The 17468-nt window shown below is 68.0% G+C and carries 12 protein-coding genes and 3 pseudogenes; 10 read left to right on the forward strand and 5 right to left on the reverse strand.

What is annotated here, in order from left to right; genetic code table 11:
- Window positions 1–132: 132 nt before the first annotated feature.
- The 3 genes from OG734_RS47830 (at window position 133) to OG734_RS01455 (ending at window position 2960) form a co-directional block, all read left to right on the forward strand.
- On the forward strand, window positions 133–1656 hold the full coding sequence (locus OG734_RS47830; RefSeq protein ID WP_443064814.1) for an eCIS core domain-containing protein: 1524 nt from the start codon (window positions 133–135) through the stop codon (window positions 1654–1656).
- A gap of 202 nt (window positions 1657–1858) precedes the next feature.
- Complete coding sequence (locus OG734_RS01450) at window positions 1859–2332, forward strand: YxiG-like protein (protein ID WP_330285617.1); 474 nt, start codon at window positions 1859–1861, stop codon at window positions 2330–2332.
- 280 nt (window positions 2333–2612) lie between these two features.
- Window positions 2613–2960, forward strand: coding sequence for a hypothetical protein (locus tag OG734_RS01455; RefSeq protein ID WP_330285618.1), 348 nt, complete (start codon window positions 2613–2615; stop codon window positions 2958–2960).
- Between the two features lie 519 nt (window positions 2961–3479).
- On the opposite strand, the pseudogene OG734_RS01460 reads toward OG734_RS01455, so the two are convergent.
- Window positions 3480–3799, reverse strand: a pseudogene (locus OG734_RS01460) (ATP-binding protein); the annotation flags it as partial.
- Between the two features lie 236 nt (window positions 3800–4035).
- Here OG734_RS01460 and OG734_RS01465 point away from each other — a divergent pair.
- On the forward strand, window positions 4036–4974 hold the full coding sequence (locus OG734_RS01465; RefSeq protein WP_330285619.1) for a serine protein kinase RIO: 939 nt from the start codon (window positions 4036–4038) through the stop codon (window positions 4972–4974).
- A 50-nt stretch (window positions 4975–5024) separates the two neighbouring features.
- Window positions 5025–5270, forward strand: coding sequence for a hypothetical protein (locus tag OG734_RS01470; RefSeq protein WP_330285620.1), 246 nt, complete (start codon window positions 5025–5027; stop codon window positions 5268–5270).
- A gap of 128 nt (window positions 5271–5398) precedes the next feature.
- Here OG734_RS01470 and tpg read toward each other — a convergent pair whose 3' ends face one another.
- Window positions 5399–5956, reverse strand: a complete 558-nt coding sequence (gene tpg / locus OG734_RS01475; protein ID WP_330285621.1) for a telomere-protecting terminal protein Tpg — start codon at window positions 5954–5956, stop codon at window positions 5399–5401.
- Between the two features lie 3 nt (window positions 5957–5959).
- Window positions 5960–8092: a telomere-associated protein Tap gene (gene tap, locus OG734_RS01480; protein WP_330285622.1), complete on the reverse strand. Its 2133-nt coding sequence runs from the start codon at window positions 8090–8092 to the stop codon at window positions 5960–5962.
- Between the two features lie 94 nt (window positions 8093–8186).
- Between tap and OG734_RS01485 the strand changes: the two are divergent.
- From OG734_RS01485 to OG734_RS01495, 3 genes and pseudogenes are all read left to right on the forward strand, one after another.
- Window positions 8187–8360: pseudogene (locus tag OG734_RS01485) on the forward strand (transposase family protein); the annotation flags it as partial.
- Between the two features lie 195 nt (window positions 8361–8555).
- Entirely contained in the window at window positions 8556–9317 is a 762-nt protein-coding gene (locus OG734_RS01490; protein ID WP_330285623.1) for a GNAT family N-acetyltransferase, read from the forward strand.
- Between the two features lie 438 nt (window positions 9318–9755).
- Window positions 9756–10970 carry an IS110 family transposase gene (locus OG734_RS01495; protein ID WP_330285624.1) on the forward strand — a complete coding sequence of 405 codons (1215 nt, stop codon included), beginning with the start codon at window positions 9756–9758 and terminating at the stop codon, window positions 10968–10970.
- Window positions 10971–12004: 1034 nt separating this feature from the next.
- On the opposite strand, the gene OG734_RS01500 is transcribed toward OG734_RS01495, so the two are convergent.
- Window positions 12005–12679: a hypothetical protein gene (locus OG734_RS01500; RefSeq protein ID WP_330285625.1), complete on the reverse strand. Its 675-nt coding sequence runs from the start codon at window positions 12677–12679 to the stop codon at window positions 12005–12007.
- A gap of 1322 nt (window positions 12680–14001) precedes the next feature.
- On the opposite strand from OG734_RS01500, the gene OG734_RS01505 reads away from it, so the two are divergent.
- Together OG734_RS01505 and OG734_RS01510 are read left to right on the forward strand one after the other, a co-directional pair.
- Window positions 14002–14580, forward strand: coding sequence for an AMIN-like domain-containing (lipo)protein (locus OG734_RS01505; protein ID WP_330285626.1), 579 nt, complete (start codon window positions 14002–14004; stop codon window positions 14578–14580).
- A 1011-nt stretch (window positions 14581–15591) separates the two neighbouring features.
- A complete protein-coding gene (locus tag OG734_RS01510; RefSeq protein ID WP_330285627.1) occupies window positions 15592–16650 on the forward strand; it encodes a vWA domain-containing protein in 1059 nt (352 codons plus the stop codon).
- Between the two features lie 15 nt (window positions 16651–16665).
- Here OG734_RS01510 and OG734_RS01515 read toward each other — a convergent pair.
- Window positions 16666–17280, reverse strand: a pseudogene (locus OG734_RS01515) (transposase family protein).
- Window positions 17281–17468: the final 188 nt, after the last annotated feature.

A 17468-nucleotide genomic window follows, 5' to 3' on the forward strand; every position in this document is an offset into this window, starting at 1 on the left:
CGGGCCCCAGCCGGACGGCTGACCCCGGATTCCCTACGAGCGCTGCAACGCACCGTGGGAAACGCGGCCGTGGCCCGCTTGCTGTCAGGGGAGGAGCGCGAGCACCGCGTCGAGAACGCTCAGGAGCCCTCCGTGCAGAGGCGGTCCGGCGTCCACGACGTGCTGCACTCCTCAGGTCGGCCGCTGGACCCCGGTGTCCGCGCCGAGATGGAAACCCGCTTCGGCGGCGCCGACTTCGGTAACGTCCGCGTGCACGCGGACGCCGCCGCCCAGCGCTCGGCGACGGAGATCGGCGCCCGCGCGTACACCTCCGGCCGGCACATCGTCATCGGCGAGAACGGCTCGGACAAGCACACTCTCGCCCACGAGCTCACTCATGTCATCCAGCAGCGCTCCGGCCCCGTCTCCGGCACGGACTCCGGCCAGGGCCTGAGCGTGAGCGACCCCTGTGACCGGTTCGAGCGGGAGGCCGAGGCCAACGCCCACCGCGTCATGGCGGGCGGCAGCCACTCCCCAGGTCCTGGGCACGCGGCGGACGCGGGCGCCGCCGGGGCCGCCCCGGCGCACGGCGGCAAACGGGCCCCCGTCCAGCGCTACGTCGAGATCGACCCCGGCACGGAGAACTACCCGTCCAAGCACCGCCGTGCGTCCATCGGTTCGAACAAGAGCGCCGAAAGCGACGACCACTTCTTCCCCAGCCAACAAGAAGCGGGCGGGAGCTACTTCTCCGACACGCAGGCGCGCACCGCCAACGTCGCGTTCAATGGCAGTGTCCCGCTGCGCCTCTCGGACGGCTTGGACCTCGCGATCGAGCACGGACCGGGCGAGTCGAAGGTCTTCTTCGCCACCGACGCCCATATCCAGGCGGCCAACGCCGCGCTCGCCGGTCGCGTACGGTTCCGCCGCGGCACCCGCTACCTGCACGTGCAGGGCGAGACCGGGGAACTGCGGCTCTACCAGGTCAAGCCCGTGGTGGAGACGAAGAAGACCGGTATGGCCGGAGCGTTGGGCATGACGAAGAAGGCGACCGGACTGTCGATCCTCACCCCGCAACGCTGCAACGAGATGGCGGAGTTCGTCACCGGCAAGAAGGGGATCTCGGCCCAGGGGATCGGCGCCTGGGAGAACTTCCTGGCCCGGGTCCTCGACATCGTCGAGGACAGCGGCAGCGAGCATCTGGACGGCGTCAAGGACGCCTTCCAGAAGGGAGTGGACGGGGACCAGAAGGCATACCTGGCCTACTCCCAGAACATGAGCCGCGCCTTCCAGGACCTGAAGGCGGCCAACTCGGCCGAACTGGACCAGGCCCTGCACGAGTTGGGCCTCAACGAGTTCCTGCCGCCCCCGCCGCCCGGCTCCGCCCTGGTGACGGTCGGCTACGGCGACGCCGATCAGGAGGCGTCGCGGGACAGGAACAGCACCTTCGAGTACCACTTCGGTGCCACCGTGGCGACCAGCGGCAACGACTACATCACCATGGAGAACTACGCCCGGCGCGACCCAGGCGTCGGCAACGCCACCGCCTCCGGCGGCGACCCCCTGTTCTACTTCAAGATGTACGGGACCAAGCAGGAGTCCGGGGAGACCTGGCACGGCTCCCAGATGGCCACCGAAGGCTTCATCGGAGCGATCCTGTCCATCACGCTGGAGGGATGAACGGGAGACTCCGGGGCCGATCCGGGGACGGCTCGCCCAGGCCCCGGCCGCGGCGGCAGTCCGGACCGCCTGAGGCCGGGGACCCGTTGCAGCCCGGCAGTGATCGACGGCCAGGACATGTCCGGTCGATTTTTGAGGCGACGGCGCTGACACCCGTGTATCTCGTTGTCGACGGTTTGGCCGAGTGAGGTAGAAGGGCGGCATGGATACCGCCGTGCTTGAACAGATGCTGGACGAGACCTTCGATCACGCTCTCGTGCATCACGGATACGCCAACTACATGCGTGACTACGAGGTCATCGTCTGCGCGACGGCTGATCCCCGTACCGGCGTCACGCCATCCCACCTGCGGTATCTCTTTCGGTACTGCGTCGAAGCCCAGTGTGAGACCTCAGTGTCGGCGGAGACCTGGCGGGTCTCTTTGGACGACCGGCTCATCGACCACGAAACCGGTGCCGACCTTGACGGATACGTCTGGGGCGTGAAGTGGCATGCCCTGTACCCGGGAGCCAAGCTTCTCCCCGAGTCGGAGGCGACTCGCCTCTGGTCGAACGCCGTCGGGATTGACTTCCATGAGGTACGCATTGAGACCAACGCGCACAACCTGACCTTGGTCTTCGCTGACCTTCAGGTGAACGAGGTCCCGGTCGGATACACGCCCTTCGTCATGGAGTAAGGATCAGGGTCCGTGTGATCTTGTGACCCACGTACGGGTGAGTCGTCCGGCGAGGTCCGCAAGCGCACCGCCGCCGATCCCCGGGTCGCCGGCCTCCACGCGAAGGCGGCCGGGGCCTGGACGACCGACCGCGCCACGCTCAACGCCGACCTGCCTGCCTGCCTGCCTGCCGACCATGCCAACCGGCTCGTGGCCGACCGCAGCCGACGCCGCATCGAAGCAACCCCGCCCCCACTTCGACCCCATGTCCAGGCGTTCTCCGACTCACTCCTGCGAGGACGTGAACGCACCGAACATCCCGCCTGGCAGACCTGGTGAATACCCTCACCCCAAGCTCGTCGCCGCTGCCCTCGGCATGGACCCCGAAGGCGTCTCGATCTATCTGAGTGAAATCCAAGACGCGGGCACCGACACCTTCGACGCCATCTCGGAGTTTCCGCCCCTGGAACCCGATGACAAGACCTGGGGCAAGCAGATCGCCACCGTTTCGGCTCCGGAGGAGGCTGTCAACCGGGCCTGCAGCGAACCGGGCGTAATCCCCGACCGCTGGGTCAACCAGGGCATCATCCGCGACGAGTATCGTGATTTCCGGATCGCCAGCAGGAACGAACACACGGCGGCCCCGTGACGTCCAGCTGTCACCCCCAACAGCGGCGTGCCCACCAACCGTCGTCCGGTGAAGCAGTCGGGTCTGGCCAACTGCCGGCGATATAGAGCTCATCGAGCGGTTCGACCATGCCTCGCAGTTCACGGGCAACTCGCGGAGGCAGAGCGTGGAGGGCGAGTTCGAGGACTGCGCGTTCATCGGTCGTATGGAAGGGACTGCATAGCGAGCATCCGCAACCACCCGAAAGGGCAAGCCCCGGACGATGGGCTATCCGTGACCACTGCCGAAGGGCTTGAGCTATCGCGCCGGGCCACAGCCGGTCTCGTTCAAGACGAGCGGCTGCGGCTGCGAACTTGCCGGAGCCGCGCGCGAACCCAGGTTCTGACGCTCCATGCGACTGCTGCCTGGAGAAACGGCTAGCGGCGCGGAGCTGTGACGGCCGTCTACGCGGCATCGTCCTTTCTGAATCGCTGCATGGGAACAGCATGCCAGAGCCGTCCTCCGTACTGCACCACCGGACCGCCGAGCGCAGGCGGAACCTGTGAAACGTCGGCACCACTTCGCACAGGTTCGGCGGAACATGTGCGCTTTGCCGAACGACTCATTGGAGGAGGTGGCGACGCTGTTCTTCTCCTCACGTTCCGTCAGCACTTGGAACAGCAGCTCAGCGCCCGTACGGTGCGGCTCCATGTAGCCGAGTCGTCTCTGCAGGGAAGATCGACGCGTCCGTGGTGGGCGATGGTCTTGATCAGGATCTTTCGGTCCGTGGCTTCGACCAGCTCGTTGACCAGTCTGGTGGCGAGTGTGGAGCGGCCCCGGAAGCCGGCCATGGCGGCCTCGGTCCCAAGTGTGATCAGCAGCAGCGTCTGGAACGAGCGGACTATGCGGCCGACCGGGCCCGGCGCCAGTACCAGTTGGCCGAGCCCGAAAACCGCCCCGGCTTTATTCGGTTGCCGCTCCCTGTGTCCGCCACTCACCATGGGCGGCACACCGGGAACTGCCCGGTGCTCCACGAGAGGAGGCACGACCGTGACTACGACTGTCCTCGGCCTGCCCGCAGACCGCCTCTGTCTCACCTCATGGAGCACCTCCAGCGATGTCTCACGACGATCTTTCACAGCACCCTCAGCACCCGGCATTTTCTGACGACTTCAGCACGGACGCCCACCGCTACGTCCCGCCGCCGGACGACCTGGGCGACGTCGACGACCGGTTCGTCTTCGACTTCCGTCCCTACGACGACCTCGAGGACGGCCAGCGCTGGTCTACCTGGCTCAGCGTCGAACCCCTTTGCCGAGGTCCCGAGCCGCTCCCGGACTGGGTGGTGACCTCGCAGGGCGCGATCGACACCGAGCTCGGCGTCCTCAAGACCGGCAAGGAGGCCGACGTCCACCTCGTCGAGCGCGCCGACCCGCTCGACCCCGCCGCCGGCGTGATCATGGCGGCCAAGCGGTACCGCTCTCCCGAGCACCGGGCCTTCCACCGCGCCGCGTCCTACACCGAGGGCCGCTCGATGAAGCGCTCACGTGACGAGCGGGCCCTCAAGCGGAAGAGCACCTTCGGCCGGCAGGTCGCGGCCGGCGAGTGGGCGGTGTCCGAGTGGGGTGCGCTGGTGCGGCTCTGGGGCCTCGGGCTGCCGGTTCCCTACCCGGTCCAGATCGACGGCACCGAGATCCTGATGGAGTGGATCACCGTCTTCGACGAGGACGGCGCCGTCGAGACCGCGCCCCGGCTCGCCCAGACTCGACCCTCACCCGAGCTACTGGCTGCGTACTTCGAGCAGCTCACCGATGCGCTCGCGACGATGGTGCAGAACGGCTTCGTGCACGGTGACCTCTCGGCGTACAACATCCTGGCGGCGGGCGAGCGGCTGGTCATCATCGACCTGCCGCAGATCGTCGACCTGGTCGGCAACCTGAATGGGATGGGCTTCCTCCAGCGCGACTGCGCAAACATCTGCGGCTGGTTCCGCTCGCGGGGCCTCGAGGTCGACGAGCATGCGCTGTTCGCGGAGCTGATGGCGCACGCCTTCTGAACCGGGCGGCTGGCGCTGGGTTGCGCTCGTGAGGCGCAGCCCGCGGGCGGGTGGTCCAGGTCGAGCCGCTGGCCGGCCTCGACCGCCGGGTCGAGGCCGGCGCCACCCGCTTGAACGGGTGGCGGATCCGCGGGCTGAGCCTGCGCAAGCGTGGCGGGGACCTGGCCGGGCTGCGCGTGGTCGGCGCGACCTTCCTCGGGTACACGTTCGCGGAAGCCACCGACTCCTCCGCCAGCACGGATGCCGAGCAGGTTGTCCGAGACGGTGAGCATCGCGTTTGCGAAGGTGTTCGATGAGCAGCGCGCGGGCTCATCGAGGGCCAGGAGGCCCGCTGTGGGCGAGTGCGGCCAGGCGGCGGGGATCGGTTCCGCGACAGCGTTGATGCGGGCGGAGACGGCGATCAGGGTGCGCTGCGGCCTCGCCTTCAGTAATCCAGGTCGAGGTAATCAATGTCGTTGATAGCGACGTCCGAGAGCCCAGTAGCGCGCCCTCCGCCGTCCTGGAAATAGATTTCCTTAAACCCTTCGGCGATGATTCCACGCATCTGCTGGTCGCTCGCTCCCGCGTTGCGGGCGTCGAACAGGCGCTGCGCGTAGGCCGGGGGGAGGTGCACGGTCAGGCGCCTGAACCGTCCGTCGTCGGTCGTGCCGACGGGCGCGGTGTATCCGAACCGGGCCCTCGTCTCCACTGTGATCCCGCCGGACGTCGCGGCCTGCTTCTGGCGGCGCTTGCGCACTTGGGGCTGCCACCGTTGCCGTACCGCGTCGTCGATCTTCGCGGCGACGTCGGCGCGGGCGTGCTTGCGGGCGCCACGCCGGTAGCGGTTGACGGAGTCGGCGGTGACCCCGAGCTCCTGCGCGACGGCCTTCGCGCTGCCGAACTGCTTGAGCAGATAGCCGATCTGGCCCTTGAGGGTCTTCGGCGGCTGGCGGGTGAAGGACTCCCGGTCGGCCCGTTCGATGGCGTCGTCGATCTCGCCCACCGGTCACTCCCCTTCGTCGAGGACGGCGTCGCCGCCCTTGATGTGGCGGGCCGGGTTGAGGCCCTTCTCCATCAGGTCGACCGCCCACAGCATCGACTGGACGCCCTCAAGCTTCGCCAGGCCCGACGTCGGTCCGAGACGGAACCCGCCGGGCTGCGGCTTGCCGGAGGCGGCGTACGGCAGGAAGTCCAGCGGGCTCTCCCCCGGCGACGGATAGACGACGCAGTCGGACAGAACGGCGAGCGGGTACAGGCCCGTCATCTTGACCATGTTGTTGAGCTTGCGGTGCATGTTGACCCGCGCCTTGGAGATGACGGCGGCGCGGATGTCGGGGCGCCAGGTCGGGCGTTCCAGGGCCGGCCACCTCTCGCCTTCCGTGTAGTGCTTGCCCTGGGGGCGCTCGCGGAGCTTGCCCACGCCGCCCTTCACGGTTGCCTTGATGGCTGCGAGGACGGCGGCCATCGCCGGGTCGGCCTGCTTGTGCTGCTCCATCGCCGCCAGGAACTCGGTGTCGGAGAGGTCCTTGGTGACGCCGAGGTCGGCGAGGGTGTCGACGTAGGCGGTCTTGAGGCGGTCGTGCCAGGGGTCCAGGTACGCGCCGGTCTCGCGGCGCAGGTACGCCTCGATCGGGTGGACGTCGTAGCCGAGCTCCTGGGCGTAGGCGACCGTGTGCGTCTGGTACCAGGCAGGTCCCGTCGGCCGGGTACCGTCCGGCGTGAACGGCGACGGGAGGCGCTGGTCCAGCGCGATGTGGGACAGGTCGACCAGCCAGGAGCCGGGGATCTTCGGGTTGAACATCGGATGGTGGAAGTGGTCGGGGGCGGACAGGCCCACGGTGAGGCGGGCCGCGGCGGCCAGGAACGCGGTGTTGAGGTCCAGGCCGACCACGTAGGGCAGCATGCACTCCTCATCGCTGAGCGACTCCACCGAGCGCACCCACTGGTACGCCTCCTCGTTGAGGAACCCGCCCGTCCAGCCGGAGTTCACGACGACGGGGTGTTCCGGGGTGGCCTCCGGCGGCGCCGGGTCCATCGGCTCCGTGCCCAGCGAGCCCGCGTTGTAGCCGGACACCCAGTTCCCGGTCTCCGGGTCCTGCACGGCCTTCGTCGGCGGGCGCATCGCCGTCATTAGTTCCAGCCCGGACACGGCCGTCGACCCGCGCGGGGTGATGACCCGGGTCGCGTACATACCGAGGACGCGGGCGATGTCGGCCGGCTCCATCTCCATCACGCCGGGCCAGGACCGCTCATCGAGGGCGTCCCACGACAGGATGGCGAGCTGCACGCACTGCCGCTCGCGCCCCTGCGCCTTGCGGTAGATCCGCGCCCACGGGCCGAACCCGCGCTGCGTCAGCTGCCACTTCGCCTTCGCCACCTGCTTGACCACCGGGTGGTCCCCGGGCAGGCGCAGGGAGCGGCGCTGCTCGTGGCCCTCCAGGCGCTCCGGCAGCCCCAGCTTCACGGCGGCCGCGGCGGTGAGCACGATCAGCGGGTCGGAGTCCTTGCCGTAGCGGTTGAGCTTCGCGGCACCGAGGCCCGCCTCGCGCAGCGTCCACTCCACCAGCTCCACCACCGTGGTCGCCGGGCAGTCCAGCACGATGCCGCCCGTGCCGTACGCGGAACCGTCACCGTCCAGCACCGCGAGCGGGCCGTGCGGGAACCGCGAATCGGCCACAGGCCTGGCGGCCTTCCTCACGGCCGGACGGCGCGATGCCGCCGGGCGCGCGGGACGCTCCGGTGCAGCCGGGGTGGCGGGCGCCTGGACCGGAGCCGCCTCCACCACAGCGGGCGTCTCGGGCGCGGCCGGGCCGGTGAACGCCTCAGTAACCGGCTCCGATTCCGACAGGGGAGCAGGGGCCGGGGCGGGCGCGACGGCGGGAGTTGCGTGGGCCGGGTACTTCGCCGCCCATCCGTTCAGCAGCCGCTGGTACGCCTCCAGCCGCGGCGACTTCGGTTCCGTACGACCGTTCTCGTAGTTCTTGACCGTCTGCGTCGTCGTCTTCAACGCGGTCGCGAGGCGGGCCTGCGTGATGCCGGCGGCCTCACGCAGACGGGCGCGCTCCGCCGGAGGCGGAAGCTGCGGCTCCTCCTCCAGCAGAGCGTCGATGTTCGCAAACAGCTCTTCCTCGGATGCCATGTCTGTCTACCTCCCACCCCGAACACTACCAGTGTTTATCCTTACATTTAACCCACTTCTTTAACCCGATCGACTTCTTTTCGGCGGGTGCGGACGCCGCCAGGAGATCGGCACCCGATGGCGGCGCCTGAGCGTCGGTCGGTAAGCTCTGCTCCCCCTGGCCCATCTGCGCAAGGGTCACCCCTACGCCCAACTCGCGGTCGGGTTCGGCATCGGCACCACCACCCCCTACCGCTACATCACCGAGGCAGTCCGGGTCCTGACCGCCTGTTTGTAAGCACTTGTCTGGGCTCCAGTGCACGGGGTTGAAGTGGCGCCGCGGAGTAAGAAGTTGATCTGGCTCCACTTGGCTGTCGGCGGCCACTTCACATTCCCCAGATACGGCCAGATACGTGATCACAGTCGGTGATCGATGAGGGCTGGGTCACAGCGGGCCTCCAAGAACGCCTGGTAAGCACGGCGTATGGAGGAACTTGCACGGCTCAGCGATATCGAGCAGGCCGCGGCCGGCGACGGACATCCGGTCTGGGCCGCCCAGGGACAAGGCGGTGACGGCCTGGGGCCGGGGGTACGGGCCTGGTGCCACGGCGCGGCACTGGCGGTGGCGAGCCCGAACCCTCAACAGGACCGGCTTGCGGTCAAGGGCGACGGCGCCGACGTGGCCGTGTTGGTGCGGCGGATCCTGGAGGAGATCGGCCCGTCCTACCGAGTCTTGGGGGAAGCTGCCTTGATCGATGCGCTGGTGCGGCAGCTGCCCAACCTGGCGCCGGTCCACAACCTCTTCTGGATGGAGGCCACGTCCCCATCCGGTGCAGCCGCCACAGGCGTGCGGTGGCTGAACGCCCGCGAGGAGAAGGAGACGACCTCACTGTTCGACCGCTTCTTCCCTGACTCCTACGCGCAACCGGGACGCGCGGGCATGCGCCGCTGGGCCGGGGTCGTCGGCGAGGTGGACAGCAGCGTCGGGACGAAGCCGCTAGCGGTGGCGGCGGACGCATGGTCCGCGGCCGGGTGCGGGTTCATGGGCGGGGTGGTCACCCACCCCGCCGCCCGCGGACGCGGTCTTGCGCGGGCCGTGTGCGGCTTCGTCGTGGACGCCCTCGTCAAGCAGCACGGCCGCGCCGCGCTCATGGTGCTCACCGGTAACGCGCCGGCCATCACCACGTATGAACGCCTCGGCATGGCCAAGCGCCTGTTCGGGGCGGCGCACATCGCGGCCCGGTGAGGCCAGGGCTCCACCGTGGCAAGCCGACGCGGGCCCGCTCACATGGAGTGATCAGTGGCGGCCAGGCAACTCCCGCCAACTGGCCGCCAGCGGGGAATCCCGACTGGCCGCTACCAATTGGCGAACACCTGCTGCGACGTGCCCTCGTTGGAGTTAAATGCGCTGCTCCGACCCCCCCCGTTATGTTTTCCGCGGTCCTGCAAGAGGGCCGCTGGCCTCCGGGTCCGGCATGACTGTGTCCCCCTGTCGAAGGCATGACCTGGGGGGTGGTGTCACCGGGCCCGGGAGGTGCCGTCGGAGACGCTGATGAGAGGTCCGGCCGCCGCCCGGTCCGGCGCAATGCCGGACAGCTCGCGGGCGGCAGGTCTGCATAACGTGGATGCGCGCGTACGACACCACCGCCGGGGCCGGCACGTTCAACCCGCCTGGAGGGGCGCGATGTTCGACACCGAAGACGTGGGCGTGTTCCTCGGCCTGGACGTCGGCAAGAGTGCTCATCACGGCCACGGGCTCACGCCGGCGGGGAAGAAGGTCCTCGACAAGCAGCTGCCCAACAGCGAGCCGAGACTGCGGGCCGTCTTCGACAAGCTGACCGCGAAGTTCGGCACCGTCCTGGTGATCGTGGACCAGCCTGCCTCCATCGGCGCCCTCCCGCTGGCCGTGGCCCGGGACGCGGGCTGCCAGGTCGCCTACCTGCCCGGCCTGGCGATGCGCCGGATCGCCGACCTGTATCCGGGCGAGGCGAAGACCGACGCGCGCGACGCGGCGGTGATCGCAGACGCGGCCCGCACCCTGCCGCACACCCTGCGCTCGCTGGAACTCACCGACGAGATCACGGCCGAACTGACCGTCCTGGTGGGCTTTGACCAGGACCTCGCGGCCGAGGCCACCCGCACCTCCAACCGGATACGCGGCCTGCTCACCCAGTTCCACCCCAGCCTGGAGCGCGTCCTGGGCCCCCGCCTCGACCACCAGGCCGTCACCTGGCTGCTGGAGCGCTACGGCTCCCCCGCCGCGCTGCGCAAAGCCGGCCGCCGCAGGCTCGTCGAGCTCATCCGGCCCAAGGCCCCGCGCATGGCCCAGCGGCTGATCGACGACGTCTTCGAGGCGTTGGACGAGCAGACCGTCGTGGTCCCGGGGACCGGCACCCTCGACATCGTCGTGCCCTCCCTGGCCCGCTCGCTCGCCGCCGTCCACGAACAGCGCCGGGCCCTGGAAGCCCAGATCAACGCCCTGCTGGAGGCCCACCCTCTTTCCCCGGTCCTGACGTCGATGCCCGGCGTCGGCGTCAGGACCGCCGCTGTCCTGCTGGTCACCGTCGGCGACGGCACCAGCTTCCCCACCGCCGCCCACCTCGCCTCCTACGCCGGCCTCGCCCCCACCACCAAGTCGTCGGGCACCTCGATCCACGGCGAACACGCACCCAGAGGCGGCAACCGCCAGCTCAAACGCGCCATGTTCCTCTCCGCCTTCGCCTGCATGAACGCCGATGCCGCCTCCCGCGCCTACTACGACAAGCAACGCGCCCGCGGAAAGACCCACACCCAAGCCCTCCTCCGCCTCGCCCGCCAACGCATCAGCGTCCTGTTCGCGATGCTCCGCGACGGCACCTTCTACGAACCCCGAACCCCCGCCGTCACCCTCGCAGCATGAACGCGATCAATGCCCTCAAAACGACGGCGTGGCCTTGACGAAGGACATAGAGGCACCCCCCCGTCCCGGCCAGCGGAACCACCCGATCGAAGTGGGGCCAAATCACCTTGCTACAGGGGCGTGAACCCCCTCCCCGCACGCCCCCTCCAGCCTGCCCATGAAGCCAAAAGAACTCGGTGCAGTGGAGCCCAAAGAGTTGCTTAAAGACACTCTCTCAATTGACCGCGTTCCCGGTGCCTCGGGTGCCCCAGTTCACCCGTCGCACTGCGCCAACGGCCGGACATCCAGAGATAGTTGACGGTTCATCTGCATGTGGCTGCGGAGGGGCGGCGTCCCCGGGCCTCACCAACAGCGCCCATGGGGACGATCGTCCGGCTGAAGCCTCATGGAGGCATCCGCGCGAATGATCGGCTTCCGCTGGCACCGCGAGCAAGGCATCTTCACTGCTCGCACGGTTGCTGTCTCTGCTGGCGACGGCGTGGGGAACGCCGACTGCTGAACAGGGCCCGTCCGGTGTACGGACGGGCCCCGTGATCGAGCGCCGGGCAGGCCTTGCACCTGCATTTCCCCGCAGGAAGCGGGGCGTCTTTCCTTGGACCACCAACGCACCACCAGCCACCCCGAGTTGCGGCGACCAGCTCAAGATCAAGTTTAGCGTACGCAGCCGGCGCGGATGGTCCTGCTCAACAAGCCATCCGCCTGACGTCAATCGCCAAAGTCATGCTCACCCTGGAGCGGCAACACTGAAGAAGGTCATTGCGTCGGCGCCGCCGGGAGTCGGGCGCCGGGAGTCGGCGATATTGGCGTCCCGCATCCGGAGGAATCACAGACCCAAGGGCATTTTCTGCGCCGTCTCCAACACAGTCCGCAGCGCCAGCCGGGCCAGGTCTACGCCGGACAGCTCCTCCCTGCTCATGACCGCTCTCAGGGTGCGGTAGCCGAGGAGCGGGTGCCCGAGGCGGCGCCCGAAAAATATTGGCCTCTCATCGTGGACCAGGGCGACCAACGCGACAGTTCAACAACCATCCACCCCTTCAGGCGAGGTGGAGGGTGGTCAGGGCCGTGGTCCAGTCGGTGACGATGGCCTGCTGCGCGGCTGCGAGGGTGACCTGGCCCTTGCAGACCGCAGTGTGCAGCTTCGTCTCCACGGGGTCCTTCTTGTTGTTGACCCCGGAGCCCTTGCTATGGCCGGGGTCGGCGGGTTCGACCCACAAGTTGCGGTAGTCGTTGGGGTCTCCGCCCAGCTGCAGGCTGATCAAATGGTCGTACTCGGCGTCCTCCATGCGGCCGGTGAAACCGTAGGAGGCGGCATTCAGTTTCTTCTCTTTGCCGGTCACGGAGGTCGACGGGCGGATACCGGAGGTGTAGCCGCCCTTGCGGCAGATGGTCGACGCCAGGTTCGCCTGCGTGACCGCCGGCGAGATGGCGCCGGGCGTGCACTTCGGGTCCTCCAGCGGTTCCCCCTTCAGGTACCGGTAGTGGCAGGAGTCCGCGGCCGGCTGCTGCTGCACCGTGTACGTCTTCTGCGGACCGGCCCCAACGGCTATCGCCCGCCCAACTGCCCCAGTGGCGGGGGCCGTCCCCGATGGGCCCGCTGCCGGAGTCCCGCTCGCAGACTCGGACAAGCCGCCGAGCGAGTCGGGCGAGCAACCCGCCACGAACAGGGCGGCGAGCAGGACGGACGAAGCAGCACGGTGGGTAGAGCGCATGACAACCCCTCACGGGCAGGCGGTGGCTGAACAGATACTCCCCCACTCTCTGTCGCTGCATCACTCGGGGGTCTGCTCGAGCGCAGCAAATGCCGCGAATGCCGCGATACCGCACGCCCGCCCGCGCAGTTGTTCGCTGTGTCGGCGTGGAGCAGTGTCGCCGCGCCAGGGTGGCTTCCCGGCGCGGCGGCGTCAGTGGCGGGACGGACGGATGAGGCGAAGAGGGATCAGAAAGCGAGGCTCCAACTGTCGAGGACGCCGAGGTCGTGGGGCACGCCTGGCTTCGCCGGCAAGGAAGCCCAAGCGACGGGATTCGTTGTCAAACGCCTCGACTGGATGACAGCGGACATCTCGGTCTCAAGTCTTCCGGTCCGATTCGCACGATGTATCAGCGGATCTGGCCTACAGCGGCCTCGGTATCACTCATTGCCGTGTCACGGTCACCATCGAAACGACGACGCCAACCCCGACCGAACCGACGATCCTGAACCACTCGAGCTCGGACAACCCGGCGAATCGACCGACCATGCCAGCAACTTCGCCGAGCCCCGGGGCGGCAGCTTCAGGAGGTGGACCAGGAAGACGTCGACGACAAAGCCGTGGACCTTGCGCCCCTTCGCGACCGCTGCGTTGGCGCACCGGTTCTTGAAGGCGTCTTTAGCGCCGGCTTCGAACCAGACCATTTACGACGGGACAAGTGCCCGACGCCGGGGCGCGCGGTTCGCCGTTGCGCTGCTCGCAGCCTCTGTCACGCCGCCCCCCTGGTTCCTGAGCAGCCGTCACGTCACGCACTCAGCAAAAAGCCATACGTAAGCCGCCACGATGGGAGGAGACAGCGAACCCCTCGGGTGTCTCGCCCCGATAGTGGCGGCCCGGGAGAGTGCTGAGGTCGATTGTCCCCGTGGCGTGTACCGCCGGTCCCTGACCAGGATGTGCGGCCGCACCATGGCCGGACTCGGCTTCCGTACCGGCCCGGCGCTGTCCGTGACGGCGGCGGACGCCGCGGCGAACAGGCCGCGGCAGGAGGTCGAATCGGTGCAACTGCGCGGTTTCGCTCGACAGGGCCGGCACCGTCCTGGGCCTCCCCTTCGGCACCGCCGAGCAGGCCTCAGGGAAGATCGAAGCTACCCGGGTACGGCCCGTCAAAGGCTTGCCGTCCCACATGCGCTGAGGGACAAGCCCGGGCCGGAATTCGCCGCCCGTGCTGCGGCCAAAGCCCTGGGCGGACGGCAAGATTCCCCATTTGCCCCGTCTGGTGTACAACCTTCCGGTCCTGCGGGCCGTCTCACTGGGCGTCAGAGTTACGCAACCAGGGGGACACGATGCGAGGTAGAGGTATCAGAGTGGCAGTGGCGGCGCTCGTGGCCGCGGGCGCAATGCTGGGGACGGCGGCGAGCGCTGCGAGCGCGGCCCCGGCAGAGGGCTCGCGCGTGGCAGCGGCCTGCCCGACAGGCTGGGGCAGCGGCGCCAAGGGTGGTGCCGCCATGGGGGCCGATCACCTGGAGGACATCAGGACCGGACAGCATGAGTGCTACGACCGCATCGTGTTCGACGTGCCCGGCGGCGCCCAGATCGGCTACCACGTCCAGTACGTGAACCGGTTCTACGCCGACCCCTCGAACGAGTACATACCGGTCGCCGGCGGGGCGATCCTCGACATCCGCGTCGGCGCGTGGAGCTACGACCTGGAGGCCGGCGTGCCGACCTATCCGGGCGAGGTGGGCGAGCCCCTGCCTGGCGTGAACATCAGCGGGTACAGCACTTTCCGCGACACCCGCTTCGGCGGCACCTTCGAGGGCCAGACGCAGGTCGCTCTCGGTGTGCGCGCCCGACTGCCGTTCCGCGTGATCCAGTTGGACGACCGGGTCGTGGTCGACGTGGCCCACAGCTGGACGAGCTAGCCCTCGCCCGGCCCGGCATGGACGCCACGATCCTTGCGTCCGGCGCCGCCCAGCTCGACCAGCTCCAGGTTCAGCAAGCGCGCTCGAAGGCGTGCGTGCCTCCAGGCAGCGGCCCCGACAATTACTTCGATGGCACACGCCCAACCCTCATTTGCCGGTCAGGGTCTCACTCGCCGGGGTGCACCGTCTCGCCGAACGGGGGCTCGGTCCAGGCGATGGCCCTCCCGTCGGCGAACAGCTCTTCGCAGTAATGCCCGATGTCGATGTGCTATGCCCAGACCGCGACGACGACCTCGTGCTCCTGGCGCTCACTCATCCCGAGCCCCCCGCGGCACCGGACGCCTCGGTGGCGCGGGCGAGGAACGCGGCGAGGTCGGTAGCGGCCTCGGGGCCACGGGGGCGAGCCGGGCCTCGAACACCAACTGGTCGACGCCGGCGTCCGGGGCGCGCGGCCAAGGCGTGGGCGAGCCACCCGTCAATGTCGCGGCTCTCTTCGGCGCGAGCGGCTTCCAGGAGAAGACGACAGGCTGACAAGACGAACCGGAGGTACGCTCCTCGCCGCCACCTGCTCGACGAGGGCCGGGCCTCGGTTTCCCGGTCGGGTGGGCTCCTGTACTGGGCTACGCGTTGTGATCTCTCGGAGGAGTCATGGACCTTCTTGCGGTCATCGATGAGGCGGTGGCAGCTCTCAAGGCTCCTCCGGATCAAGCAGATCCAATATCAGCGTGTCCACCACTCAACGGAGGCTCCAAACCCTGATCTCTGCTGTCGCCGGCGCGCGGTTCGAGCCGTGCCGGGGGCGGTGCCGCCTTCCGGACGCTCGGGCCTGACGGTAGGGAAGCCGCACGACGGTCGGCGACCGGCGAGCCGCCATGGACGATCGTCGGGCGTCTCCTGGATGCCGGACATAGCACTGGATGCAGGCATGTGATTGAGCGTCAAACGCCGTTGTCAGTGCCTCCCCATAAGGTGAAGACATCACTCGGGGAACCTCGGAGGGGGAGCACAAACGTGCCCGCAAACAAGATCCAGCACAAGGTGAATCACGTCGCGCTGGTAGTGGACTGTTCGGGTTCAATGCGTCCGCACCAGAGTCAACTCATTCGAGTTGTGGACGAGTTCGTGGCGGGGTTGAAGGCCGAGTCTGACAGCCTCGGCCATGAGACACGGATCAGTCTCTACTCCTTCGACCACAGGGTGGAGAACCTGGTCTGGGACATGGACGTGAAACATCTGCCGTCCATGCGGGGGCTGTACCAGGTCAACAATGGCGCTACGGCCCTCATCGAGGCTTCTCTGAAGTCCCTGGATGACCTGGGCCACATTTGGGAGGAGTACGGCGAGCACAGCTTCCTCCAGATCGTCGTGACGGACGGTGAGGAGAACGCCTCCGGAGGCGACAGGCGGCACGACGGCGACATGGCCATCCTTGGCCCCTGGCTCGACAAGATCGCGACGAAGATGGGCGGGCTTCCGGGCCACTGGACTTCCGCGATCCTCGTTCCGAACTCGCTGGCCAAGCGCACCGCCCAGAACTACGGTTTTCCGGCCGGGAACATCGCCATCTGGGATGCGGATTCCCAGAAGGGCGTCGAGGAGGCGATCGGCACCGTGCGGGCCGCCGCCACCAGCTTCCTCCGCGGCCGGGAGCAGGGAGTGCGCGGCACAAAGAACCTGTTCGCTGTCGGTCAGGACATATCGGTTGACGAGGTGCGGGCGAACCTCGAACCGATTCCGGCTGACAAGTACAGGCTCCTCAAAGTCGACAAGGAGGTCGAGATTCGCCCCTTCGTCAACTCTCATCCGGGCGTGACTTACGAACGTGGTTCCTGTTACTACCAGCTGGGCGCCCGGGCTCAGGTCCAGCAGAACAAGGAAGTCATAGTGGTAGAGAAGGACACCGACCGCGCCTATACCGGCGACGCGGCGCGCAGCCTTTTGTTCGGTACGGATGTCCAGGGGACCGTATCCGTGAAGGCGGGGAACAACCCCAAGTTGGAGGTGTACGTACAGAGTCGTTCGGTGAATAGGAAACTCAAGCCGAAGACGCGTCTGCTCATCATGCTCTGAAATCAATGAGGCTTTTCAGTGCTGACGCTGCATGGTGAGGATGGCGGCGGCGATTGACGTCATTCGATTCGGGCTGCAGCGGGACCTACGGAGTTGGGGTGGCGTGAGGCCACGGCCCGGCGGGCGTCTGAGGGGCGTCGTCACTCACGGGCCAGCACCCATGTAGGCGCGGTCGGCGAGGATGGGGATGCCCTGGCGTTCGCAGATTCGGATGATCCGGTGAGTGCGTGCCGCGGTCAAGTCGTGGGCACGGCCGGGCAGTGCGGGTGAGATCCACAGCAGTCGGCCATCCCGATCGGTCACCCGTTGCACGTTCATTCCGTGGCGCCGGTGTTTGTGGGAGTAGTCGGCCCGTCCGTCGCCGGCCCAGTCGCATTCCGTGAGAGTGCCGTCGAGCAGGACATAGTCGGAATCGGTCTCGCGCAGCGTCCTGAGCAGCCCGGGTGCACGTTCTGCGAGCAGGCTGATCACCGAGGTGGTGTAGGCGTGGGCAGTGCCCGCCGAGATGCCGAAGCCGGCGGTGATCTGGGCGAGTGTGTCGTGCTTGCGCAGGTACACCGGGCCGACCAGCGCATGTTGGTGCGGCGGGAGTTTGCAGCGACGGTCACCCTCGCGGGTGACGATGAGCATCGTGCCCCACTCGACCAGGGCATGAGGCAGGTCGAGTGCTCCTCGATCGAGGAAGAGTTGTCACCGACATAACCGCCCAGCACTCTGAGAGCGCGGACGTGGCCTTCGAGGGAAAGCCTCCTGACCGCAGGAGACGAAGACGCTTCTCTGCACTTCACACGACCGGTTGCACGGCGGGCGTTTGCTCG

The sequence above is a fragment of the Streptomyces sp. NBC_00576 genome (assembly GCF_036345175.1).
GTDB lineage: Bacteria > Actinomycetota > Actinomycetes > Streptomycetales > Streptomycetaceae > Streptomyces.